Source organism: Corallococcus terminator (assembly GCF_003611635.1).
Taxonomy (GTDB): domain Bacteria; phylum Myxococcota; class Myxococcia; order Myxococcales; family Myxococcaceae; genus Corallococcus; species Corallococcus terminator.
In genome coordinates, this window is the sequence record NZ_RAVZ01000081.1 from 1 (window position 1) to 24,909 (window position 24,909).

The following is a 24,909-nucleotide window of genomic DNA, read 5'->3' on the forward strand; positions in this document are numbered from 1 at the left end:
GTGTCTGGCATTGGCCGAGAACACCGGCTTGTTCTCGCAGGTGTCCACCCCCAGGAACTCCGGCGCCCGGCCCGGCGCGAACACCGCCACCCGGCCGCCCTGCCCGAGCAGCGTCACGTCCCCCTGCACCGCCCAGCGCAGCGACGGATCCAACCCGCCGCGCATCACCGTGCGCCCGTCCTCGCGTCGGTACGCGCCGTCCGCGTGGTAGACGAAGCGCACCGTCCCGTCGTCCGCGCTCGCGTGCACCACCACGCCCCGGGTGGTGAACTTCCGCGTCGCCACCACCTGCCCCCGGACCGACGTCACCGGCGTGGCCGCCGCCGTCGCATGCGGCTGACACGTGGGACACGCGGTCCGCGCATGTTCCACGCCGCACGACGCGCACACCGTGAAGCGCAGGCCCTCCAACACCGGCAGCGGGAACGCGCCGCGACGGTCCTCCACGAACACCTGGTGGAACAGGTGCAGCACCTCATCCGGCAGCGTGCTCCGGGGCAGCGCGGGCTTGGGGTACTGCACGTCGGGGTGGAAGACGGTGACGCGCTGGAGCACCCGCGCCACCGCGTTCAACCGCGCCCCCTGCGCCTTGGGACGGTGGATGCCGCCCTGCGGTCCCACGCACAACAGCGACTGCATCACGGTGACGGCGAAAGCATACCAATCACTGTCCACCGTCGCCGGACGCACCGGCGTCAACGCCTGCGCTTTCGGGTCCAGGCGCAGCGGATCCAGGAACCGCTCGGTGAACACCGGGCAGACGTAGCCGCCGAACTGGAAGCTGTCCGCGTCGATGAGGTACGCGTCCGTCCCCGTCACCAGCACGTTCAGGTCGTTGAAGTCCCCCACCACCACGCCGCCCGCGTGCACCGCCCCCAGCACCCGGTGCAGCCCCGCGAGCACCGTCACCGCGTCGGCTGACGTTCCACCCGCGCGCCGGAACGCGGGCTCGCCCCACCTCCGCAGCGGCTCCGCGCCGTCCAGCTTGCGCATCGCGTAGCCCCGCACCTCCGCGCCCTTGCGGTCCGTGGCCAGCGCCTGCGGCGTCACCACCCTCGACGGCAGCCCCTGCGGGAAGGCGCGCAGCTTGCTCTGGTGCTCCGCGAGCCGGGCCTTCGCGGCGTCCTGCTCGTGCGTCAGGCCCAGGTAGTCCGGGTGCTCGGGCCGCTTGAAGACCTTGAGCGCGCGGCCGTCGCCCAGGTCATACACATCCGCCTCGCCGCCCTTGCCCAGCGCGCGCTGCGGATCCAACCGCAGCTTCTTGCCTTCCAACCAGAGGTCCATGGCCTCACGCCCTCCCCATCCGCCGACGCAGGACCACCAACGACGTGTCATCCGACAGCAGGCCCGGCGTGCGCAGCAGTCGCCGCTCCGCGAAGTCCGCGCGCACCGACTCGCGGTTGAGCTGCGCGAGCCGCCGTCGCACCGCGTCCGGGTTCGTGAAGTAGCGGTCCTCCGTCCAGAACCGCGACAGCGGACCCACCGGCTCATCGCGCTCCGGCAGCCGCGCCGCCGCCAGCCCCAGCAGGTCCCCCACCCCGTCCGTGCCCAGCAGCAGCGCGTGCACGTCGTCGGTGGGCACCAGCGCCCGTGACACCAGCGGCACGTCCTCCCCGCGCATGAGCGAGTACGCGAGGTACGGCGGCGCGTTGCCCGGGAATGGCCCCAGCGCATGCACCTCGCCGTTGAGCATCCACACTCCGTCCCCCGACGAGAAGACGAGCGTGTGCGCGGGCGTCACCACCGCCCCCACGATGGTGAAGAGGAAGTCCCCCAGCACGTCCCGGCCCAGCGTCGCGCACAACCCGTCCAGCAGCCCCAGCAGGTCCTCGCGCAGCCCCGGGAGGAAGCCCTCGCCGTCCACCCGCTCCCCGCGCGCCAGCCGGGCCTGCGCCGCCTGCGCCAGCCGCCGCACTCCCAACTGCGCGCCCAGTTCGCTGCACGGCTGGCTGCCGCACCCGTCCGCCACCAGCGCCACCAGCCCGTGCTCGCTCTCCCGGATCCAGACGGCGTCCTGGTTGTTGCGCCCCGAACGCGCATGCTCCCGGCCTTGCACCGAACCCACCGCGACGTCGAAGGGCAGCGTGGACATGGCTCTCCCGTGGCCCTCGAAGGGCACGCACGACAGGAACCTGCGGAAAAGGAAGCGACCGGCGGCCGCCCCGACTTCGTGTATCTACAACACCAACATAGTGTCCACATGACACGAAGTCAAGGCGACGCACGGGACCGGCACTCCGGGGCGTTCCGGAGCGAGGGAGTCAACAGGGGGTGGGAGGCCCGTCAGAGCTCGAAGTTGAAGCCGGCCTTCTCGAGCTGTTTGTACTTCTTGTGGTCGAACCGGTAGAGGCGCGCGGCGCGGTGGGACACGTCCTGCTCCACCTCGTCCAGCTCCTCCAGCAAGTCCATGGCGAGGATCTTCTTGCGGAAGTTGCGCTTGTCGAGCTCGCGCTCCAGCACCGTTTCGTACAGCCGCTGGAGCTGCGACAAGGTGAACTTGGGCGGCAGCAGCTCGAAGCCGATGGGCTGGTAGCGCACCTTGCCCTTGAGCCGCTGCAACGCGGTGGCAAGCACGTCCGCGTGGTCGAACGCGAGCTTGGGCGTATCCCAGACGGAGAACCACGCGGCCTCGCGCGCGTCGGTGGAGGCCTGCAGGTGGTGGGCGCTGAGCTTCACCAGGGCGAAGTACGCCACGGTGATGACGCGGCCCCGGGGGTCCCGCTCCGGAGCGCCGAACGTGTAGAGCTGCTCCAGGTGGCTGGTGCGCAGGCCCGCTTCCTCTTCCAGTTCGCGGCGCGCGGCGTCCTCCAGGGACTCCTCCATGCGCACGAAGCCGCCGGGCAGCGCCCACCGGCCCGCGTACGGCTCCACCCCGCGCTGGATGAGCAGCACCTTGAGGTCCTCCTCGTCCAACCCGAAGACGACGCAGTCCACCGTCACCGCCGGGCGCGGGTACTCATAGGTGTGGCTCACGTGTGGACACCCTCTTCCGTCCTCCGCCCGGTGACAGCCCCGCGCGTGGCGCGCCGGCATCGTGTCCAGCGGACACGGTGGGGGCAAGCGCCTTCGCGCGAAGGAAGGAGGACGGGAGCGGCGACTACGCTTCGAGCAGGCGGCCCAGGCGGCGCCAGTCCACGAGCTGGACGTTCTCCTCGGCCAGGTCGAACTCCAGCGAGCGGCGCATGCCCAGCACGTCGCCGCCCATCTGGAAGGGCACCTCGCGGTCGAAGTCCATGCGCAGGCGCTCGACGAAGAAGTCGTGCATGCGCGGCATGGGGTGCTCCCCGCGCCACAGCCGGAACATGTTGCGCGTGGCTTCCATCACCCCGGCGCCGTACACGCGCACCGACAACCGGTGGGGCACCGCCTGCGCGAAGGGGAACGCCTTGAAGCCGAAGCCCCACTCCGGCGTGGTGGCCGCGCCGGCCACGCCCGCGGGGCCCTGGTAAAGGAGCGCGCCCTCGCCGCCGTTCGGGATGGGCCGCACCGCGCCCGTCGGGTCCATGGTCAGCGCGGAGCCGCCCAGGTTGTAGACGGATACGTTCGGGTTGCCCTCGCCGAACAGGTGCCGGGGCACCGTGCGGGTGAACATGGCGCCCAGGTAGCCACGCAGGCCCGCCTGCGAGCTCTTGAGCGGCCCGGCGGAGGCGAGCTGGTTCTTGAAGTCCTGAATCATCTCCGCGTCCCAGCCGGTGCCCGCGAAGGGCGCCACCCGGCCCTCCACCCGCACCAGCGAGAAGGGACGCAGGGGCGGCAGCCGCTCGCCGTACGCGGCGATCTGCTTCAGGGCCACATGGGGACGGGGGGCGCCGGTGACGCGGGCCCAGGCGTTGCCGGTGCCCAGGGGCAGCACGCCGATGGCCGGGAGAGCCACGCCCTGGGAGCGCAGCTCGTTGAGCAGGCCAGTGATGGTGCCGTCGCCTCCGCCCGCCAGCAGCAGGCTGGGCGGGTCGTGCCGAAGCTGGTCCACCCACTCCCGCGCTTCTTCGAGGGAACGGGTGAGGGCCACCCGAGCCCGGGGAAGCAGGTCGCGGACCAGCCCCCCCATGCCCTCGGAGCCTTTACGTGCACGCAGATTGACGAGGACGGCGATGTTCATGGCGGGCGCGACTCTTCTCCAGGTCATGTCATGGCCCCGTCACGGAGTCCCCCGGAATGGGGGCTCACCCCCGAAAGGTGGGCATCAACCCCCCAGGGCGTGGGAGAGCCTCATGCCCAGACGGCGGTCGCTCGCACGGCGGCGCAGGGACACCGCCGCGGCGGTCAGTCCTCCGACGACCAGAAGACGGCGCAGCCATTGTTTTCCGGCCCCGTGGTAACCGCCCGACGTCCCGGTGCCCTCCGGCATGGGCTGGAAGACGTTGCCGGAGGTGGCGCCCTGCCGCTCGTCCTTGAAGTGCAGCACGTCCGTGCCCGTGCGCATGAGGTGCTCGAAGCCAGCGGGGAACAGCCCGTGCATCGCGGCGAAGCTCTTGCCCGCGGGGCCGACGAGGGTCTCCGGTTCGGGGTGGCGCAAGACGCGCAGGATGGAGCGGGCCACGCGCTCCGGCGCGTAGACGGGCTCCACCGGGCGGATGCGCCAGCCGGTGTAGTTGGCGGTGTGGCGCCACAGGGGCGTGTCGATGGCGGCGGGCATCACCGTGCACACGTCGATGCCGGTGCGCAGCAGTTCCTGGCGCAGCGACGCGGAGAAGCCACGCACCGCGAACTTGGAGGACACATAGGCGCTCAGGTACGGCGCCGGCACCGTCCCGAAGGCGGAGGACACGTTGACGAGCGTCCCATAGCCCTGGCGGCGGAACTGGCCCAGCGCCGCGCGCGCGCCGCTCACCGTGCCGAAGAAGTTGACCTCCATGAGCTGGCGGAAGGCCTCGTCCGGCGTCTCCTCCAGGCTGCCCAGCATGTACACGCCCGCGTTGTTCACCCAACCGTTGAAGTGGCCGAAGACGCGCACGGCCTCCTCCGCCAGGTGGTGCACGGACGCGGCGTCCGCCACGTCGGTGGGCACCACGAGGGCCTGGACCCCCAGGGCCTCGCACTCGGCCGCCAGGTCCTCCAGCGGCTCCTCCCGGCGCGCGGCGAGGACCACGTGCGCGCCCTTCTTCGCCAGCAGCAACGCCGTGGCGCGGCCAATGCCGCTGGAAGCTCCGGTGATGACGATGACCTTCTTCTTCCAGGCGCGATCCATGGGGTGGGGTCCTCGGGAAGGTGGGATGGGCGTCGTCCGTGACGCCCCACGTCGGAAAGTGGGGACGAAGCAGGAGTCGTACCCGTGCCTCCGGCGGCTCCCCCGGAGGGCAGCCAGCGGAGCAGCAAGGCCCATGGCTCGGACGGGCGTCCAGGTCCGGGACCGGGGGCCGGGGGCCGGGCGTCGCTGGCCTGGAGGGCGGACAGTCCGGTAGAGGACGGAACGCGGCCTGCATCGCTGGCCTGGCATCTCCTTCCACTCCCACGTGCCCATGCGCTCCGTGCTCCAGACCTCCGTTCCGAAGTCGACCCCGTTCGCGCTGCTGCTGTGCGTGCTGTGCACCGCGGTGCAGGCCGCGCCCATGCGGATGGTGGTCTCCAGCGGCGACTGCCGGGACGCGGAGCTGAGCGGCCAGTCGAAGGCGTTCTACGACTCGCTGCGCGCCCGCCCCGAACAGCGCGTGCTGGGCGCTCCCGAGTTCGCCGAGCGGCTCTTCCCCGCCCCCCCGCGCTCCTTCGAGGAGCTCCAGCGGCAGCTCGACGCCGCGCAGGACCAGTTCTACGAGGGCCGCAACGGCAAGGCGACCCAACTGCTGGACGATGCGCTGCGCGACATCAAGCGCCTGCCCGCGGGGGAGGAGCGCTGGAAGCTCTCCGTGCACGCGCAGCTCCTGCACGGCATCAACCACCGGGCGCTCGGGAAGCTCAAGGACAGCGACGCGGCCTTCCTCCAGGTGCTGCGGCTCCAGCCGAAGTACCAGTTGGACCCGGACCAGTACGCCCCCTCCATCCGGCAGGCCTTCGAGAAGCTGCGCCGCGACCTGGCGCGGGCCCCGAAGGTGAAGCTGTCGGTGAAGTCCACGCTGCCGTCGTCGGACGTGTACCTGGACGGCCTGGGCGTGGGCCAGACGCCGCTCACGCGGGAGCTTCCCGCCGGGGCGTATGACCTCTCCGTGGTGAAGGGGGACGTGGTGAGCTTCCCCCGGCAGGTGCAGGTCCAGGGCGCGGACACGCCGCTGCTGGTGGACCTCGCGTACGAAGGGTCGGTGACGGCCGCGCCCTTCCCGTGCCTCGCCGTCGAGGATGGGAACGAGGAGCGCACGCTGAGTCACGCGGTGCGCCTGGGCGGCACGCTCGGGGTGGAGGAGGTCATCGTCGTGCGGCTGGAGCGTCCGAGCAGCGGGCCCAAGTGGTTCGCCGCCACGGTGCTCAACGTCGAGGGCGGACAGAAGCTGCGCGAAGGCGGCTTCAAGACCCAGGGCCTGGAGGCTCCCAGTGAAGCGCTCAACGCGCTCGTGGACTTCGTCACCACCGGACGCTCGCCCTCGAACCTCGTGGTGATGAACAACGCCAATGGCCGCGCCCCCTGGGACGCGAGCGCGCGGGCCACGCAGGGCTCCAGCACGGGCGCGGACCTCACCGCCCCCAGCCTCCTGTCGGAGGAAGGGACCCTGTCCACCACCGCGGCCCCGGCGAACACGGGCCTGCGCACGGCGTCCTACGTGGCGCTGGGCGCGGGCGTGGCGGCGCTGGGGGGCGCGGGCGTCGTGCGGCTGCTGGCCCAGAAGGACCTGGACGGCCTGGAGGCCCGCCGCGCGGCGAACGATGGCCGGCTGGTGAGCACGGACACCCAGACTGTCGCGCTGCGCGACTCGCTCGTGAAGAAGAGCCACCTGATGACGGGCCTGCTCGTCGGCGGGGGCGCGGCGGTCGTGACGGGGGCGGTGCTCTACCTCGTGTCCTCGCCCGCGAAGCCGCCGCCTCCCGTCACGCTGGGCGTCACGGCGGACGGGACGGGCGCGGCGGCGAGTGTCTCCGGGTCGTTCTGAGCGGACATTCCGGCGGGAAGCACCGGGGCCGTGCGCATAGAGTGCCGGCCCATGCGCGTTTCCCTCCTCCTGCTGCTGCTCACGGCGAGCACCGCCCTCGCCGCGCCCCGGACCTTCCGCGTCGACTACTTCCACACCGGCAACGCCACCGAGGAGCGCTTCAGCCTGGAGCGGCTCGTGGTGGAGCCGCTGCCCTGGCCAGGCCACCCGACGCGGATGGTCGACGACACGAACCTGGGCAAGTACCTCTTCGAGGTGCGGGACCGGAAGACGAACCGGCTGCTGTACTCGCGCGGCTTCGCCTCCATCTTCGGTGAGTGGGAGCTCACGGGCGAGGCGAAGCAGGGCCACCGCACCTTCAGCGAATCGCTGCGCTTCCCCAGCCCGGAGGGACCCGTCCAGGTCCTCCTGAAGAAGCGCGACGCGCAGAACGCCTTCCGCGAGGTGTGGTCGCTGGTGGTGGATCCGAAGGACCCCTTCGTCGATCCGTCCTCCCCGCCCGCGCCGGGCGCGTTGATCAAGTTCCTGGAGAACGGCCCGCCGCAGGACAAGGTGGACTTCCTCATCCTGGGGGACGGCTACACGGAGGCCGAGCGGCCGAAGTTCGAGAAGGACGCCCGGCGGATGCTGGACATCCTCTTCAGCTATTCGCCCTTCAAGGAGCGCAAGGCGGACTTCAACGTCTGGGGCCTGATGCCCGGAGCGGCCGAGTCCGGCATCTCGCGGCCCTCCACCGGCATCCACCGCCGGCCACCCCTGGGTTCCACGTACGACGCCTTTGGCGCCGAGCGTTACATCCTCACGTTCGACAACGCCGCGCTGCGTGACACCGCCGCCTTCGCGCCCTACGAGTTCGTGGAAATCCTGGCCAACGGCAACACCTACGGCGGCGGCGGCATCCACAACCTCTTCGGCACCGTGGCGGCCGACAGCCTCTGGGCCCCCTACGTCTTCGTCCACGAGTTCGGCCACCACTTCGCGGGCCTCGCGGACGAGTACTACTCCTCCGCGTCCGTCTACGGCCCCGCGCCCGAGGACCGGGTGGAGCCGTGGGAGAAGAACGTCACCGCGCTCAAGGACCCCACGCAGCTCAAGTGGAAGGACCTGGTGACCCCGGGCACTCCCATCCCCACGCCGTGGAACCAGGTCGCGTTCGACGCGCATTCCGTCCAGATCCAGCAGCGGCGGCAGAAGATTCGCGCGGAACGAAAGCCCGAGGCGGAGATGGACGCGCTCTTCACGTCACAGCGGGACTGGGAGGAGAAATTCCTGGGCGCGCTGAAGGTGGCCGGGAAGGTGGGGGCCTTCGAGGGCGCGATGTACGAGTCGCGCGGCTTCTACCGTCCGCAAACGGACTGCGTGATGTTCACCCGCGACCGCGTGCCCTTCTGCGCCGTCTGTCAGCACGGCATCAGTGAAGTCATCGACCTCTACGCGGGTCCGGCGCGCACCCAGACGCGGAAGACTCCCTGACTTTCAGAGATTCCAAGGGTCCTGTGCGTGACAGGGATGTGGCAGGTGGTTGGGCAAATGGACGCCCCTGCGTTTTCAGGTGTAAGGGGGACGCAGTCTGCGATCTGGAACCCCCAATGGGAGGCATTCACATGCTGAAGCGGAGCTGGCTGCCGGCGCTCGTGACCACCGTGTTCGTCACGGTCGGTACGGGTTGTGGAGACGAGTGTGTTGATCAGTTCGACTGCCGCGACAAGGGCGTGCCGCCCGCGGGGCAGGCCTACGCCTGTGTCGAGAACAAGTGCGAGCTGCGCACGCTGACGCCGGTGCCCGAGGAGGACGCGGGCACCACGACGGATGCCGGCACGGACGCGGGCACCACCACGGACGCGGGCACCGGGACGGACGCCGGCACGGACGCGGGCACCACGACGGATGCCGGCACGGATGCGGGCACCACCACGGACGCGGGCACGTCCGACGCGGGCACGGGCCCCACGGCATGCACCCCGGCCTGTGACCTGACGCAGGCGTGCAACATCGAGACGAACACCTGTGAGGCCTCCAGCGTCACCACGACGCCGGCGGAGACGAGCGCGCAGGTCACCGCGGTCATCACCGCGGCGGCGGGCGCGCAGTCCCCCGCGCTGCCCATCAGCGGCGCGTTCGTCACCTTCGTGAAGCCCACCGTCGCGGGCAGCACCGAGGCGGGCGGCTTCTTCCTGCAGGCCGAGGCGGCCGGGCCGGCGGTGTTCGTGCTGGGCTCCGCTTCCGCCACGTCGGTCGCCGTGGGCGACCGCGTGACCCTGAACGTCACGGAGACGGAAGTCACCAGCGGGATCCGCACGGTGAAGGCCGTCACGGACCTGACCGTGGTGAGCAAGAACCACGGCGTGTGGAACCTGGACACCGGGACGCCTCCGGGCCTCAAGGTGGATGTGTCCACCGTCAGCAGCTTCGAGGACGCCGGCACGACCGCGACGTATGAGAGCCGGCTGGTGACGGTGTCCGGAACGGTGGAGGCGGCGGCCGCGAGCGGCGCTGGCTTCACCGGCTTCCCGCTGACCACGACGGGCGAGGCCTCGCCCAGCCCCCTGCGCCTGCGCGTCCCCGACGCCGTGGCGTCGGAGCTGGACCTGACGACGGGCTGCGCCGTGCTTGTGCCCACCGGCATCGTCTGGCGCTTCAATGCCCAGCCGCAGGTGTCCGTGTTCGCGCCGTCCCAGCTCAGCGTGAGCTCCTGCCCCGCCCCCAAGCTCACCGGCGCGCTCGCCGCGAGCGCGACGGAAGTTCGGCTGACGTTCGACCGCAAGCTGGACGCGACCACCGTGCAGGCCACGGACTTCACCCTGGCGCCGGCCGCGGCCATCTCCGCCGCGACGGTCACGGGCGCGCAGGTCGCGCTGACGACGGATGCCCTGACGCCGACCACCCCGTACACGGTGACGGTCAACGGCGAGGTGAAGGACACCGCCGGCACGGTGCTGAACGCCGCGGCCAACAGCGCGTCGTTCACCAGCCTGACGCCGCCCCCCGCCGGGGCCGCGCTGGTCATCAACGAGGTCGACTACGACAACGTCGGCGCCGACACCGCAGGCCTGGAGTACGTGGAGATCTACAACCGCGGCAACGCGGCGGCGGACCTGAGCGACGTCCTCCTGCTGTTCGTCAACGGCAATTCCTCCGCGACTCCGCGCAAGGAATACCTGCGCTTCGCCCTGTCCGACGTGAAGGACGCGGCCGGTAATGCGGCCACGTCGCTGCCCGCGGGCGGCTACCTCGTGGCGGCGCCCCAGCCGTTCTTCGACACCGTGACCCTTCCGGCCGGCACGCTGCGGCTCGTCATCAAGGGGACCTCCGCCACCACCCCGAACGCCGACGTCATCGAGAATGGCGTCAGTGACGGCATCGGCCTGGTCCAGAACGCAACAGGCATCCTGCTCGACAGCGTCGTCTACGAGTCGGGCAGCCTGAACACCACGTTCACCATCGCCACGGCCGCGGGCGACAAGTCGCTGAACTTCGAGGAGGGGACGCGCACCGTCGCCGCCGACTCGAACGCCGCCGTGGGTTCGCTGCAGCGCGTTCCGAACGGCAACGACACGAACAACAACAACGCGGACTTCAAGTTCGTGGGCACGCTGACTCCCGGTGCGCCGACCCCGTAGTCGCTACCCGTGACATCCTGAAGTGACAGGGCCGCGATCCTCCTGGGATCGCGGCCCTTCTTCTTGTCGGCCGGTGGATATGTCACGCTGTCTCCTGTCGGGACGCGCCGCCCGCCATCGCGGTGGGCCTCTGTCTCGAGTCCGCGGCGAAACCCGGCGCCCGGCTCGGATGGCCCATGTCCCTTCCTCGCGTTCTTGCTCCGCTGCTGGCCCTGCTGCTCAGCGCCTGTCCCGGCCCCGGCCCCACGCCCTCCCCGCCTCCCGACAGCGGCGTGCCCGTGGATGCGGGCCAGACTCCCGCGCTCACCATCTCCAGCGCGACGCTGACTCCCGCCGAAGCACTCGCGCCCTATCAGGCCGCGCTCACGGCCTCCGGGGGCCAGGCGCCCTACTCCTGGCGGGTGACACTGGGCCCGCTCGTGGACGGGCTCACGCTGTCCTCCGAGGGTGTCCTGACGGGCACCCCGCGCTTCTCCGGTGACAGCACGTTCACGGTCGAGGTGCAGGACGCCGGGGGCACCCGCGTCGAACAGACGCTGTCCCTGCGCGTCAGCGGCACCGCGTTCGCTCGGCTGCCGGACGCCTATGTCTCCGACCCCTACGCCTGGGCCTTCCACGCGCCCGATGGCGCCGTCGCCCCCGTCTGGAGCACCGGGAGCACGCTGCCGGACGGGCTGCGCCTGGAAGCCGATGGGACCCTGTCCGGTGTGCCCACCGCACCCGGGAGCGTCGTCCTCACGGTGGGCGTCCAGGACTCGGGCCGCGCCGCCTCCTGGACCCAGGCGCTGTCCATCTTCTCGCTGCCGTCCATCATCTCCACCCTGCTGCCGGACGCCGAGGAGGCGCAGCCCTACTCCACGACGCTGACCGCGACCGGAGGCAAGGCGCCGCTCGTCTGGAGCGTGGCCCCGGATGCGCTGCCCGCAGGCCTCACCCTGTCGGGCTCGGGTGTCCTGTCGGGCACGCCCACGACGGAAGGCGCGGCCTTCACCCTCACCGTCACCGACGCCAACGGTCGCACGGCCTCGCGCGAGCTGCGGCTGTCCTTCGCCTCCCGCGACTTCGAGCTGAAAACCCTGACGCTCGCGGACGGACGCGTGGGCGAGCCCTATTCCGAAACGCTCGTCGCGTCCGGCGGACTCAAGCCACACACCTGGAGCTTCACCGGCACGCTGGCCGCCGGCCTGTCCCTTGCCTCCGATGGCACCCTGTCCGGCGTGCCCACCGCCGCGGGCACCGTGCCCTTCACCGCCACCGTGCGCGACGCGGCGGGACAGACGGTGTCGCGCCGCCTGCCGCTGACGGTGCTCGCGCCTTCGAAGCTGTTCACCGTGGGCCACTGGAACCTGGAGTGGTTCGGCGCCCCCAACCAGGGACCGCCGCGCTCCACCTCCGATGGCGGCCTGCCGGATGATCTCCAGGTCGCGGGCGCCCGTGAGGTGATGGGCTCCGCCAACGCCCATGTCTGGGGCCTGGTGGAGATGGTGGACACCGCCGACTTCGACACCCTCAAGGCCGGGCTGCCCGGCTACACGGGCTTCCTCGCGAACAACTCCACGTATGTGCTGAGCGGCACGTCGCTGTACTCCGCGGGCGAGCAGAAGCCGGGCATCCTCTACGACAGCTCCCTCACCTACCGCAGCGCGCAGATCATCCTCACCGCGCAGGCCGCGGACTTCGGCGGACGCCCTCCCCTGCGCGTGGACTTCACCACCCGCATCCACGGCGAGGATGCGCCGCTGGTCGTCATCGTCGTGCACATGAAGGCGTTCGAGGACCTGACCTCCTACGGGCAGCGCCTGCGCTCCTCCGCCGCGCTCAAGAACTACCTGGACGTCTGGCTGCCCGAGGCGCGCGTGCTCGTCATCGGCGACTGGAACGACGACCTGGATGAGTCCATCGCCACCGACAACGGCACCGCGCTGCCCACGCCGTTCGCGAACTTCCTCGACGACCCCACGCACTACACGTTCATCACCGAGCTGCTCACCGTCACCCGCAACCGCACCACCGTGGAGTACGACGAGGTCATCGACCACACGCTCACCACCGACGAGATGACCATCGAGGCCGTGCCCGGCGCCGTCCAGGTGCTCCGTCCCGAGACGTCCATTCCGGACTACGCCGGGGCCGTCAGCGACCACTACCCCGTCCTCAGTCGCTATGACTTCAGCGGCCCCGCCGGTCCGCGCGTGAAGCTCACCGAGCCCCTGCGCGGCACCTTCGTCGCGGGCGAGACGCTGACCTTCACCTGGCGCTCCGCGGGCGTGGGCACCGTGCGCATCGAGGTCTCCTACGACGGCGGCGAACACTGGAGCGTCATTGCCCCGTCGGTGTCCGCGGCCGTGGGCCGCCATGCGTGGACGGTGCCGGACCTGGAGAACCCCACGGTGCGCGTGCGCGTGGTGGACACCGCGAAGGACTCGCGCTTCGACATGAGCCCGGAGGCGCTCTGGTTCACGCGCACGCACCCGCGCGTGTTCATCAACGAGTTCTTCGCGAGGCCGCAGGGCAGCGCCGCGCTCGAATTCATCGAGGTCTACAACGCGGGTCCCGCCGCCGTGGACCTGTCGCGCTGGAGCCTGTGGGATGCCATCTCCTCGCGGCACGTCTTCGCGCCGGGCACGACGCTCGCCCCGGGCCGGGCCCTGGTCATCTACGGCGGGGCCACGGCCTTCCCCTCCGGCACGCCCGACACCGTCGCGGCCTCCAGCGGGACGCTGAGCCTCAACAACGACAGGGACACCGTGCAGTTGCGACGCACCGACGGCGGCATCGTGGACACCTACGCCTACGCGAACCCCGTGGACAACGTGTCCGACAACCGCGCCCCGGACCTGTCGCCGGACGCGGGCTTCGTGCGGCACACCACGCTGCCGCCAGGACTCACGTCGTCGCCGGGCCGCCGCGCGGACGGGGGCATCTTCTAGAGCCGGGGGCTATCGCAGCGGCGGTGAGGTGGGATCCGGCGCGGGTGCATCGCGCCCGGGCACCGCTTCCAGGTCCCGGGCGAGCCATCCTGCGTTCGTGTCCTCGTAGGTGACGCGGATCTCATCCCCTTCCGACAGGTCGCGCAGCTCCACGGACTGTTCGTCACGGCGCAGGTGGGTGCCCTCCTCCACGCGGACCTCGCGCTCCTGGCCGTAGCCGTCCACGAAGAGCACCTCGTCGTCGCCCACCCAGGACACCTTGCCCGCCGCCCAGCCCTGAGCTTCGGGCCGGCCGGAGCCGCCGGTTCCCTCGGGCATCGGCTGCGTGGAGACGGCTTTCCCCTTCACGTCCTCGCCCGCGGCCTTCAAGGCTTCGGGCTCCACCCGCTCCTTGGAGGCCATCAGCCCGCGCAGGACTTCCGAGCGCCCCTCGCGTTGCTTCGCGGAAGGGCCCTCGATTTTCGGCTCCTCGCGTCCACATGCCCAGAGGCTTCCCAGCCCCACGAGGCCCAGCGCCAGCAGGCCCGCTGTCCCGCGCATTCCACGCATCGGCCACGTCCTCCCGCTTCGTGCGAAAGGGCCCGCTCGACATCACGGACCCCGCCCCCACTCCCTCGGGAAAAGATGCGAACGCCGCGTCCCTCCGGGAACCACGCGCTTCGCTCGCGAGACCCGGCTGGGAGGGACCCCGCCCTTCCTGACAGGGGAGCAGGCCAGCGGGCGCGGCGACCCGATGCACCCTCGCCTGGCCGGCTGCCAGGTCCGGAATGCCGGGTGTCGCGCCCCTTCCACCGCGCGGGCCGGGTCATGGGCATGGGACGAGGGGACCCCACGGGCCGTTTCGGGGTGATACTCGCGTCCGGAGCTCCCGACGGAGCAGGGGGCGAGGATGGCAAGCATGCGCGGGCGGCTCATCGGGGTGTTGACGGTCCTCCTGGTCGGGTGTGGCCTCGCGCTGCTCTGGGGCCTGCGCTCCAGGGGACCGGAGGCCGCAGGGGAGCGCGCCACGGTCGCCACCCAGGGGCCGGCCCGTGCCGCGTCCACGCCGGGTCGCTCCGACAGGACGGATGCGGGCGACACACCCCCGCTGGCCCAGGCTCCCAGCGAGGCGGAGGGCGCCCTGGACGTGGAGGTCCTGGTGGGTGAGCAGCCCATCGCGGGGGCTCACGCGCGGCTCTACTGGCAGGGGGCGCGAGAGGCTTCGTCTGGGACGACGGCATGGCGGCGGGTGGGCGAGGGCGTCACGGACGCTCGGGGACACGTCCGGATCGCCTCGGGGCCCGGGCGCTACCTGGTGGCGGTGCGCGCCCCCGCTCAGGCCCCGCTGCTGCGGGAGGTGGTGCGCCCCCAGGGCGAGCGCCTCACGTCGCTGCGGGTCTCGCTCCTGCCCGGACAGTCGCTCACGGGGCACACGGTGGTGAAGAGAACGCAGGAACCGCTGCCGCTCGTGGAGCTGATTCTCACGGCGCACACCAAGACGCTGGAGCCGTGGCAACGCGCCGAGGCGCCCGACGAGGAGCGCGTCTACGTCACGAGCGACGCGCGAGGGGCCTTCCGCGTGGACGGGCTCGCGCCCGGCACCTGGCGACTGGAGGCCCGGGCGCCCGGCCACGCGCGCGTCGTGATGGAGCGCCTGCTGATCCCTTCGGAGGGGCCGCTGACGGTGGCGCTCCGGGTGGCCGGCGTCATCGAGGGCTTCGTCGTGGACGCGGAAGGCCTCCCGGCCGCGGACGCCGAGGTGCGGGTGGACGGCAGCTCGGATCCAGGGGTGACGACGGGCGCGCAAGGTGGCTTCTCCCTGGAGGTGGAGCCTGGCTCCCACACCCTGTCCGCGTGGCGCGGCGAGGAGTCTGGCGCGCTCGACGCCCCCGTCGTCTCCATCGCGGGGGGGGTGGTGCGCGACGCGCGGATCCGACTGGGACCGGGTGCGTGGTTGGAGGGCCGCGTGGTGGAGCGCTCTTCGGGCACGCCGGTGGAAGGAGCCAGCGTCGACCTCCGTCGCTCGGGCGGCGACGAGGACGTCGGCCGTGCCTTGTCGGACGCGGAGGGCCACTTCCGGCTCCGCGGGCTCGCTCCCGGCAGCTACGACGCAAGCGTGAGCGCGCCGGGCTTCTCATCCATCGTGCGGTACGGGCTGACGGTGGGCGCGGGCGAACACTTCCCCGTGGAGCTGATGCTCCCGCGCACCGGCGCGGTGGAGGGGCAGGTGCGCGATACGAGGGGGAGCCCGGTGGCCCAGGCGCGGGTGTCGCGTCTCGCCCCGGGGAGTGACGCGGACAGGGTGATGGGCGAAGCCCGCACCGACGCCACGGGGCACTACCGGCTCGAAGGGCTGCCCCCAGGCTGGATGAGCCTCTCCGCCCGACGCGAGGGCGCCACGGTGGGCGTCGTCCGGTCGGTGGAAGTAGGCGAGGACGGCGCGGCCCGAGCGGACTTCACGCTGGAGGGGACGGGCACCGTGGAGGGCGTGGTGCGCGCGACCCGGGGCGCCCTCCCCCAGGGGACGCTGAGCGTGACGTCCCTCGGCCAGGACTCCGGGTCGCCGGGAGCGGTCTCGGCGGAGGCAACCTTCCGGATGGTCCTCCCACCAGGGCTCCACATGCTGCTGCTCACGGAGCGCGGCCGCTTCGACATGAGTGCGCAGAAGTCGGTGCACGTGGAGGAGGGACGGACGGTCCAGGTCGAGTTCACCTGGGAGGTTTCACGCGAGGCGAGCGAATACCGGGGCGTCGTCCTGGAGCCGGACGGCACGCCCTCGCCGGGGGCCTCCATCACGCTCGCGGCCGCGGAGGGACGGGGCACTCCCCTGATGATGGACTCCGCGGACGAGGAGGGCCGCTTCTCCATCTCCCTCGCGCCGGACGCCTCCACGCGCCGCGTGGTGCTGAACGCGCGCAACGGCGGACGCTCGAGTGAAGCCGTGCCCGTGAGCGCCGGACAGGACGTCGTCGTGAGGCTGCGTCCCGCGGCCTCGCTCCGGGGCCGGGTGGTGCGCGAGGACGGGCCCGTGCGCGGCTTCAGCCTGACCCTCCAGCTCCAGAAGGGCTTCCTGGCCCAGGGACAGGGGCCGCGGGAGTTCTCGGGCGAGCGCTTCGAATGGAAGGGCGTTCCGGCAGAGCCCCTGCAACTGGTCGCACAGGCGGCGGACGGTGCGTCAGGAGAGGCCCGGGTGTCCCCCGGCGTGGGCGGGACACTCGAAGTGGAGATCTCCCTGAAGGCCCTGGCCACCGTGTCGGGCCGGGTGGTGGACGCGGCCACGAAGGCGCCCGTGACGGACGCGTTCGTCTCCATCGAGGGCGAGGCGCACGGGGAGGGCAACGGCCCGGACGAGCAGGGGCGCTTCACCTTCTCCGACGTGCGCGCGGGTGAGCGGGTCCTGCTCATCACGGCGCCCGCCCATGGACACGTGAGACGCCCGCTGAAGTTGCAGGCGGGTGAAGTCATCCATGTGGGCCAAATCGAACTGGAGGCCAGACCGCCGACGTCGGGCCCCCCGTCCCCGTGAGGCGCCGGGCGGCGCTCAGCCCCGCCCGCGCCGCCACTCCGGTGGGCAGCCGTCGCGCAGCACCCCGGCCACCGCCACCGCGCAGGCGAAGCTGGTCGTCATGGGCGCTTGCAGCCAGTGGCCTCCCATGTAGAGCTTCACCTCCCGCTCCCGCACGACGTGGTCGACCTTCACGTCGGCGCCCACGCGCTCCATGAGCGCGGCATCCCCCACCGACACCACCGACTCCAACTGCGCGGGCAGCGTGGGCATCCCTCCCGCCGAGCAGAGGATGACCGCGCCTCGCGCCGCCGCGCGGTCCGTCACCTCGCGCATGGGCGACTCCAGGGCACGGAGCGTCGTGCCGAGGCTCAGGTTCAGCAGGTCCACGCCCACCTCGTCGAGCATCCACCCCAGCGCCTCCACGAGGCACAGCGAGTGCCCACGCACGCCCTCGTCGAGGACGCGCGCCACGTACAGCTCCACGTCCGGCCAGGGACGGACCTGATCATGCAGGATGCTCAGGATGGCCGTGCCATGTCCGTGCGTGTCCTCCAGGTCCAGCGCGGTCTCGCCAGCGCGCCACGCCTCCAACTCCTCGCGCTCGTAGACGCGCGCCTCCAACTCCTTCGCCTCCAGGTCGAGCGTGAAGCGGGCCGCTCCCGCGAGCTGGAGCCCCTGCTCGCGCAGGAAGGCCACCTCCACGCCGCTGTCGATGATGCCCACCTTCATCACTGGCCCCCGCCTTCCGGCCCCGGAAGCCGGGCGTGCCCCAACTGCCGGAACACGTAGGTGCCCAGGGTCACGGACTCCGTCCGGGGAGGAACGGCGTCCGGGACGGACACCGTCAAGCGCACGAGCGAACCCGCGACCAGCATCAGCGCGCCCAGCCCCGCCACGAGCAGGAGCGTGAGGATGCCAATGCGCCGCACGACGAAGAGGCCGGGATGATCCGGATCCTCCAGCAGGGGCAGCCGCGCGGGGAGCGGCGATGCGACAGGACGCGGGGGCTCGTGGGTCATGACCGTTGGTTCCCGTCGCCGCGTCAGGCGGCGTCCGCCTCGCCCACGCCCGTGCGGTACAGCCGCCGGTAGGGAGCACAGCGCGCGAGCATCTCCGCGTGCGGGCCCCGGCCCACCAACTGACCTCCCGCGAGCATCCACACCTCGTCGGCCAGCGGCGCGTTGGCCAGCCGGTGGGTGATGAACAGCACCGTCTGCCGCCGCTCCCGGGCACGCGCGAGCAGCGCGTGGACGATGGAGGCCTCGGTCTCCACATCGAGCTGAGAGGTGGCCTCGTCCAGCAGCAACACGGGCGCGTCGCGCAGCACCGCGCGGGCCAGCGCCAGCCGCTGACGCTGCCCTCCGGAGAGGCTTGCGCCCGCCTCGGCCACCGGAGTGTCGTAACCCTGGGGCAGTGCCGCGAGGACGGACTCCAACCCGCACAACCGCACGGCCTGCCGCAGGCCCTCGTCGGACACAGCGGAGAGGCCCAGCGTGAGGTTGTCGCGCAGGGTGCCGTGGTACAGCTCCACGTCCTGCCACACCACGGCGAGCTGCCGGCGCAGCTCGGACAGCTCCAGGGTTCGCGCGTCGCGTCCGTCGTACAGCACGCGCCCCCGGCCGGGCTCCTCCAGCCGCGTCAGCAGTCGCGCCAGCGTCGTCTTGCCGGAGCCGCTCGCCCCGACGATGGTCACCACCGCACCGGGCTCGATGCGCGCGCTCACCTCGCGCAGCACGTCCTGGCCCGGCGCATAGCCGAAGGACACATTCTCCAGTTCCACCCCACCGTCCAGCCGCCGCGCCAGCGGAGCCGGGAGCTGGAGGGAGCGGTTCGGATCCTGCTCCGGCGTCTCGTTCAAGTACTCGAAGAAGCGCTGAAGGTGGACGCCGCGCTGCTGAAGGCTCGTGACGAAGGAGATGACCTCGATGACCGGACCGCGCAGGTACGCGGCATAGGCCACGAAGGCCACGAAGCCGCCGAGCGTGAGCTGCCCCTGGAGGATGAGCCGCCAGCCCAGCCACGTGAAGAGCGCCGTCTGCGCGGCCTCCACCGTGCGCTCGAACAGCCGCAGCCGCCCCTCCACCCCATGAGCTCGCAGGTGCGCCTGCAACACCGACCGCATCAGCCCCGCCGCGCGCTGGTAGATGAACGGCTCCAGCGCCAGCACCTTCGTCGTGCGGCTCTGCCGCAGGGTCTCCACCTGGAGCGCGTTGAGCGAACCGTGGACGCCCATCACCTCCTGCCACGCGTGGCCCATGGCGCGCCCCATCACGAGCGGCACCGCCACCACGAAGGGCAGCGTGGCCAGGGCCGCCAGCGCCAGCTCCCAGTGGAGCGAGGCGAGCGTGAACGGGATGATGATCAGGAAGCTGAGCTGCGAGAAGACGAGCCGCAAGAGGCCCAGCACCAGGGACATCCCGGCCTTCGCGTCCTCGAAGCGGCTGGTGAGTTCGCCCACCTGGCGCCGGGAGAAGAAGCGGTCCGGCAGGTGTTGCAGGTGGTTGAAGAGGTAGAGCGCGGCGGAGCTCTCCAGCTTGATGTTCAGATAGGACGAGTAGAAGCCCAGCAACGCCTCCGCGAGCGCGGCCGCCACCGACGCCGCGAGGATGCTGAGCACGAGGACGTGGAGCAGCTCCAGGTCCTTGAGTGACGACACGTGGTCGAACAGGAGCCGCGTGAGGAAGGGCGGCACCAGGAGCAGCAACGTGATGACGGGGCCCAGCAGCGCGCCCCGGGCGAGCGAGCCCCAGGCGGGCCGCAGCAGGCGCAGGAGCGCTGCGAGGTAGCGCGCCGACTGCCGCAGCCCGGGAGGTCCCTCCTCCTGCATCGCGCCGGTCTGTTCCATCAAGGGGCCCTCACAGGTGCGTGAGCACGCTGCGCGCGAGCGCGTCCACTTCCTCGGGGATGGCGTGGACGCGCAGGCCGGTCTGCTGCTCCAGCCGCTGCCGCGCGGCCTCCAGCACCTCGTCCCGGACGCCCAGGAACCACGTCTCCGTCCACCGGCTGCCCAGCAGCTTGCGCCCACCCATCATCGCCAGGCCCACCACCGTGCAGGGCACGTCGTGCTCGCGGGCCAGCTCTTCCAGATACTCGCGCGTCGCGATGACGTCCTCCGGCTTCGTGTCCACCGACACGGAGAGCACGACGAGCCGGGGGAGGAACGTCTCGTAGATCATCGTGGAGGCGTTCGTCCGGCGGTCCGCGCCCGCCGGTGAATAGAGCAGTCCGTTCTGCCCGCCGGTGATGACCACGTCGCAGTCGCGGGCCAGGTCCAACATGAGCCGCCGCTCGAACGCCAGACGCGGCTCGGCGTCCACGCGCAGCACACGCGAGTAGCCAGTGTCCGCGCCCAGCAGGATGCCCGTGGGCTCCGTGGAGTGGTGGCGCACACGCACGTGCTTCGCCAGCGCCTCGCGCAGGTACACCTGCGTGGTGAACTTGCCCTGCACCGTGTCCGTGCCGAAGACGCCCAGCAGGTTGCGCGGCCGGTAGTCCACCAGACCCGGGTGCGCGAGCGCGTCCTGCTCCGGCACGGCCACGCGGTAGAAGAGCGAGGGGTCCGGCTCCAGCCCGTCGAAGAGGTCGTAGTAGAGGATGTCGTCGTACAGCGACACCACCGGCAGCCGCTTGCGCGTGGCCACTTCCAGCAGCGCCCGGACGTGCGGCACCTCGGACTCGAAGTTCAGTGAGCAGGTGAAGACGACCGCGTCGAAGTCCTGCTTCGCGATCTCCGCGGGATCACTGTGCACCGGCACGGACAGCGACCCGGCCTGGATGTACGCGCCCGCGTCGCTGAGCGACACGGTGTCGTCGAACACGACCGACGCAGGCGCCACGCTCTTCTCGCGGAAGCGCAGGAGCGCGTAACCCTCCTTGTTGTACTTGAAGACCGCGGTCCGCTTGCCGCCGAGCACTTCCGTCACCTGCGCGCGCGTGTACATGTGGCGGCTGCGCAGCGTGGGGGCCTGGAGGATGGGCAGCCGCTGGTCGCCTTCCCAGATCTCCGCCAGCTTCCGGTACAGCACCTCCGGGTCGTACTTGGGATAGGTGCGGGTGTCCGGCGCGATGAGCAGCGGCACGCCGTAGTCCGGCATCTGGAAGGTGTGCTCGCGCTCGGAGCCTTCCACGCGCAGCGCGTAGCGGGCCTGCGGGTGCAGCAGGAAGTACTGGAAGGAGACGCGCAGCCCCGCGACGTCGACCCCCTCCGGGTCCAGCGTGATCTCCCGGCGTGCGTCCGACGAGCCCTGGCGCGACAGCCGGCGCAGGAGGAACGGCGGCGGCGCTTCCTCTCCCGGCGGCCCCACGTGGATGAGCACGCACTTGAACGGATCCACCGGGAAGGCGGTGAGCAATTCGGGCTTGAAGGCCGGCAGGCGCGAGACGACGTCCGCGTAGCGCTGGAGGAACAGCGCTCTCGCGCGATCCCGCTGCGAGGGATCCGGCATCATGAACAGCAGGTCGCTGCCGCTGAAGACCTCGAAGCGGCGCCACGTCTCGCGCGTCTCCGCGTCCACCGGCGCGGGGAGCTGCGCTTCCACGAGCTTGATGAGTCCGAACATCCAGCAGTTGCCCGGCGTCAGCCAGTGCTCGCTGTAGAAGTCCCGCCCCCACGTCGAATAGTAGAGCCGGGGCAGCGACGGCGGCGGCGCAGGCACGGGCGCGGCGACGGACACCTCGCGAGGCAGCTCCGGTTGCATCACGCCGTCGAGCCACTCGATGCCCTCGTGCCACCAGTGGCCGAACAGCTCCGTGTCGAAGGCCAGCACGAACGTCTGTCCGTCCTGCACGAGCGAGCGGCGCGACTCCAACAGGTCCCAGAACGCGCGCACGTGCTGCGGCACCTGCGCGCGGGCAGCCTCCAGGTCGTAGAGGCCCTTCTCGCCCAGCCCCACCTGCTGGCCCGTCACCGCGTGGTACTTGAGGCCCGTCCACACGTGCCCGCGCTTGTTCGCGGGCACGGGCACGCCCAGCTCGTCGAAGTATTCGGGCCGGACGTCGAAGCCCACGTCGCGGAAGAACTCGCGGTAGATGGGATGCGCCGGGAAGGTGGCGTCGGGCGACTTCCACAGGTGCAGCCCGATGCGGTAGTCGTGGACGAGCACCTCCAGGTCCTCGTGGCGGAACACGCCGCTGGGGTCCTGGGGCTGCGAGGCGCCAATGCCGTTGAGGCTGAGCGCGGTGCGGCGGATGCCGTGGCGCGTGAGCACGCGCTCGATGCCGGGCTGGAAGGCGCACTCCGGCAGCCAGAAGCCGTCCGGCTCGCGGCCGAACACTTCCTGGAAGGTCTCCACGCCGCGCGCCACCAGCCGGTCCGCGGTGGCGGGTTCGAAGAAGGGCAGGAAGTTGTGCTGCGGGGAGGACGTCCAGAGCTGCACGCCGGGCAACCGCGAGCGCCCGAGCTGCGCGAACACGTCGCGCAGGCTGTGCTCCTTGAGGAACTTGAGGCTGTCCTCCACACGGTGCAGGTACATGCCCGCGGTGCGGTGGATCCGCGACAGCGCCTCATCGGAGAGCGACTGCGGGAACTTCTCGTAGCGGTTGTAGAGGTCCAGCCGCGACGTGCGCTCCACTTCGCGCGTGGCGATGCGCCCGAGCAGGTGCAGATAGCCCGTGTAGCGCTCCTCGCAAGCAAGGAGCTGCTGCACGAGGCACGGGGTGAAGGACATCACCAGCGTGCCGGCGAAGCGCCGGGAATCCCAGCGCTCCAACATCCGGAACAGCGGAAGGTACGTCTCCGTCAGCGCTTCGAAGAGCCAGTTCTCCGGCTCATCGAAGAGGGGCCCCGTGCCCAACACCTGCGGCATGTGGGTGTTGAGGATCAGCGTGAGGCTGGGATTCATGGGGGGCCGTGAGACGAAGGGAAGCGTGAGGCTGAAGGCTAGCGGCAATCCTCGTAGGGGGACGTGGCGCCGTCCTCCGAGCACACCCGGTGGGCCGAGTTGTACAGGTCCTGCCACACCGTACCCGGCCCCGACGCGACGAGCGTGTACGTGGTGGACGAGAAGTTCGACGTGGCGAAGCCCATGACGTCCGGACCGCCGTTCACCGTCTCCAGCAGTTCCGAGACATCCTTGCGCGTGTAACGCATGCGTGACCTCCGTGTGTGGCGTGGGTGAGAGCGTGCGGCGCTGGCTAGCAGCCGAAGGTCGCGGAGTCCTCGGGGGCGACGCGGCCGCCATCCTCACAGGTCCAGCGGGTACCCCAACTGTTCTGCCACACCATGCCGCCGCCGAACGACGGGACCAGCGTCCAGTAGGAACCGACGATCATCGATGTGGAGAAGCCCGAGACATCCGGATCACCCAGCACCGAGTCGAGCAGCTCGCTGACATTCTTGCGCGTGTAACGCATCCGAAGACTCCTTGTACGGCGGTGGGGGGAAAGGCGTCGTCCCGGGGGACTAGCGACAGGGGCTGCTCGCGGCATCCTCGATCATCACCTGGCCGCCGTCCTCGCAGACCTTGTGGCCGGGGTAGCTCACGTCCTGCCAGTACATCCCGCTCGCGGAGGGGACCATCGTGTACGTGTAGCCACCGAACGTGGACGTCCAGAAGCCCATCACATCCGGGCTGCCCTGAACGGTGTCGAGCAGCTCGGAGATGTTCTTGCGCGTGTACCGCATGGGGAGGCTCCAGCAGGTGGGGGGAGGTTCCGCGAAAGGTGGGAAGCCTAGGAAAGGACCTGGGAAGGAACAAGCCAGGGAAGGTGGGTGAGCATGGCCCCTGCTACACTTCCCCTCATCCAGGGGCCCGGTCCATGCGCCGGGTCCTGATCAGCACACGCAGGCCGTGCTGGGAAGCCACGCCGGTCCCTCCTCCGCCCTCCCGTCAGTAGGTGCCCCAGCGCGAAGGAAGGGGCGTGCTCCACTGCGTCGCCACTCCGGGGGTCGCCAGCGGGGTGGTGCCGACGATGCGCATGACGCTGGAGTCCGTGTTCAGCTCGGACCAGTTCACCGCGATGTTGCGGCAGTAGCGGTCCTTCGCGAGCCCCGTGTCCAGGTTGTGGATACAGGGGGTGGCATCCCAGACGCGATCCGCTTGCAGGCGCTGGACCGCGGTGACCGTTTCGTTGGGCATGGCACCGGAGGCCCTCACGAAGGGCACGCCATCCACGGGCGAGCCATCCGCCGCGAGCAGTTCGAAGACCTTGCCGGAGTAGCTGAGCGAGCCCGGCAGGCTGAAGTCCCAGGCCTTGGCGGTGAAGGGCGCGGTCTGACCACAGGAGGCTGGTGCTCCGGGTGCATCGGTGCAGTCACCGCCCAGGTGGAGCACCAGCACGGCCCCGGCCTCCACCGTGTAGCCCTGAGGAAAGGTGAAGCTGAAGTCGGCGTTGGTCAGCTCCAGGAGCGAGATGCCGCCCAGCGTCCCGCCGGTGACGGCCACCAGTTCGATGAGGTCCTGCGAGAGGTCGGGGTTGATCTCGGTGATGCGCAGCGAGGCCTCCGGAACGGTTGTGCCGCCGTCCGCACCCGCGTCGGCCTGACCGGCGTCCGTGCCCGCATCGGCGTGTCCCGCGTCACTCTGGCCGGCATCCACGCCCGCGTCGCCTTCACCTGCGTCCGCCTGACCGGCATCCGTGAGCCCCGCATCCTGCGCGGGGGCCTGAACACAGAGTTCGTCGACACAGACGATGTCCGGCCCACGGGTCGCGCAGTCGCGGTCCTCCGTGCACTCGGGATCCGCCGGGCATCCGGCGAGGAGCGGGAGCAGAACGAGGGCTGTGAACATCGGGACGCCACGCGGACGAAACATGGAAGGGCCTTGGGTCAGGGGGACTGGAGACACCGCGGGAATCACGGGGCTGGGGTCGGAGAATGACACTGGTATAGCGGGTCCCCCTGTCATGGCGGGGGCTCT

Annotated in this window: 19 protein-coding genes; 5 read left to right on the forward strand and 14 right to left on the reverse strand. The window is 71.0% G+C overall.

Annotation, left to right across the window (positions count from 1 at the left end):
* The 5 genes from D7V88_RS14135 to D7V88_RS14155 form a co-directional block, all read right to left on the reverse strand.
* The coding region (locus tag D7V88_RS14135; RefSeq protein ID WP_208726283.1) for a hypothetical protein at positions 1-1,284 on the reverse strand (1,284 nt) is incomplete at its 3' end.
* Positions 1,285-1,288: 4 nt separating this feature from the next.
* The gene (locus D7V88_RS14140) at positions 1,289-2,092 is read right to left on the reverse strand and encodes a protein phosphatase 2C domain-containing protein (protein ID WP_120541166.1); all 804 of its coding nucleotides are present in this window, start codon (positions 2,090-2,092) and stop codon (positions 1,289-1,291) included.
* A 191-nt stretch (positions 2,093-2,283) separates the two neighbouring features.
* Positions 2,284-2,973, reverse strand: coding sequence for an NUDIX hydrolase (locus D7V88_RS14145; RefSeq protein WP_120533595.1), 690 nt, complete (start codon positions 2,971-2,973; stop codon positions 2,284-2,286).
* 124 nt (positions 2,974-3,097) lie between these two features.
* The gene (locus D7V88_RS14150) at positions 3,098-4,099 is read right to left on the reverse strand and encodes a diacylglycerol/lipid kinase family protein (RefSeq protein ID WP_120541167.1); all 1,002 of its coding nucleotides are present in this window, start codon (positions 4,097-4,099) and stop codon (positions 3,098-3,100) included.
* Between the two features lie 84 nt (positions 4,100-4,183).
* A complete protein-coding gene (locus D7V88_RS14155; RefSeq protein ID WP_120541168.1) occupies positions 4,184-5,188 on the reverse strand; it encodes an SDR family oxidoreductase in 1,005 nt (334 codons plus the stop codon).
* Positions 5,189-5,459: 271 nt separating this feature from the next.
* Here D7V88_RS14155 and D7V88_RS14160 point away from each other — a divergent pair, with 271 nt between their 5' ends.
* From D7V88_RS14160 to D7V88_RS14175, 4 genes are all read left to right on the forward strand, one after another.
* Complete coding sequence (locus D7V88_RS14160; protein ID WP_120541169.1) at positions 5,460-7,016, forward strand: PEGA domain-containing protein; 1,557 nt, start codon at positions 5,460-5,462, stop codon at positions 7,014-7,016.
* 51 nt (positions 7,017-7,067) lie between these two features.
* On the forward strand, positions 7,068-8,489 hold the full coding sequence (locus D7V88_RS14165) for an IgA Peptidase M64 (RefSeq protein WP_120541170.1): 1,422 nt from the start codon (positions 7,068-7,070) through the stop codon (positions 8,487-8,489).
* Between the two features lie 131 nt (positions 8,490-8,620).
* Positions 8,621-10,636: a lamin tail domain-containing protein gene (locus D7V88_RS14170; protein WP_147448729.1), complete on the forward strand. Its 2,016-nt coding sequence runs from the start codon at positions 8,621-8,623 to the stop codon at positions 10,634-10,636.
* Positions 10,637-10,812: 176 nt separating this feature from the next.
* Positions 10,813-13,566, forward strand: a complete 2,754-nt coding sequence (locus D7V88_RS14175) for a putative Ig domain-containing protein (RefSeq protein WP_120541172.1) — start codon at positions 10,813-10,815, stop codon at positions 13,564-13,566.
* 9 nt (positions 13,567-13,575) lie between these two features.
* Here D7V88_RS14175 and D7V88_RS14180 read toward each other — a convergent pair whose 3' ends face one another.
* Positions 13,576-14,115 carry a hypothetical protein gene (locus tag D7V88_RS14180; RefSeq protein ID WP_147448730.1) on the reverse strand — a complete coding sequence of 180 codons (540 nt, stop codon included), beginning with the start codon at positions 14,113-14,115 and terminating at the stop codon, positions 13,576-13,578.
* Between the two features lie 340 nt (positions 14,116-14,455).
* Here D7V88_RS14180 and D7V88_RS14185 point away from each other — a divergent pair, with 340 nt between their 5' ends.
* Complete coding sequence (locus D7V88_RS14185) at positions 14,456-17,071, forward strand: carboxypeptidase regulatory-like domain-containing protein (protein WP_147448731.1); 2,616 nt, start codon at positions 14,456-14,458, stop codon at positions 17,069-17,071.
* A 15-nt stretch (positions 17,072-17,086) separates the two neighbouring features.
* Here D7V88_RS14185 and D7V88_RS14190 read toward each other — a convergent pair whose 3' ends face one another.
* The 8 genes from D7V88_RS14190 to D7V88_RS14225 all read right to left on the reverse strand — a co-directional run bounded on the left by D7V88_RS14190 (position 17,087) and on the right by D7V88_RS14225 (position 24,804).
* Positions 17,087-17,782, reverse strand: a complete 696-nt coding sequence (locus D7V88_RS14190) for a S8/S53 family peptidase (RefSeq protein WP_244238138.1) — start codon at positions 17,780-17,782, stop codon at positions 17,087-17,089.
* Positions 17,782-18,072, reverse strand: a complete 291-nt coding sequence (locus D7V88_RS14195; protein ID WP_120541176.1) for a hypothetical protein — start codon at positions 18,070-18,072, stop codon at positions 17,782-17,784. The genes D7V88_RS14190 and D7V88_RS14195 overlap by 1 nt, the downstream gene beginning before the upstream one ends.
* 23 nt (positions 18,073-18,095) lie before the next feature.
* Positions 18,096-19,898: a peptidase domain-containing ABC transporter gene (locus D7V88_RS14200; protein WP_120541177.1), complete on the reverse strand. Its 1,803-nt coding sequence runs from the start codon at positions 19,896-19,898 to the stop codon at positions 18,096-18,098.
* A 10-nt stretch (positions 19,899-19,908) separates the two neighbouring features.
* Positions 19,909-22,893 (reverse strand): DUF1611 domain-containing protein, encoded by a 2,985-nt coding sequence (locus tag D7V88_RS14205; protein WP_147448733.1) that lies wholly within the window; start codon positions 22,891-22,893, stop codon positions 19,909-19,911.
* A gap of 38 nt (positions 22,894-22,931) precedes the next feature.
* Positions 22,932-23,141 carry a hypothetical protein gene (locus D7V88_RS14210; RefSeq protein ID WP_120541179.1) on the reverse strand — a complete coding sequence of 70 codons (210 nt, stop codon included), beginning with the start codon at positions 23,139-23,141 and terminating at the stop codon, positions 22,932-22,934.
* A gap of 44 nt (positions 23,142-23,185) precedes the next feature.
* Entirely contained in the window at positions 23,186-23,404 is a 219-nt protein-coding gene (locus tag D7V88_RS14215; RefSeq protein WP_120541180.1) for a hypothetical protein, read from the reverse strand.
* A gap of 49 nt (positions 23,405-23,453) precedes the next feature.
* Complete coding sequence (locus D7V88_RS14220) at positions 23,454-23,675, reverse strand: hypothetical protein (protein WP_120541181.1); 222 nt, start codon at positions 23,673-23,675, stop codon at positions 23,454-23,456.
* A gap of 205 nt (positions 23,676-23,880) precedes the next feature.
* Positions 23,881-24,804, reverse strand: a complete 924-nt coding sequence (locus D7V88_RS14225; RefSeq protein WP_120541182.1) for a lipoprotein TP_1001-related protein — start codon at positions 24,802-24,804, stop codon at positions 23,881-23,883.
* Positions 24,805-24,909 lie beyond the last annotated feature (105 nt).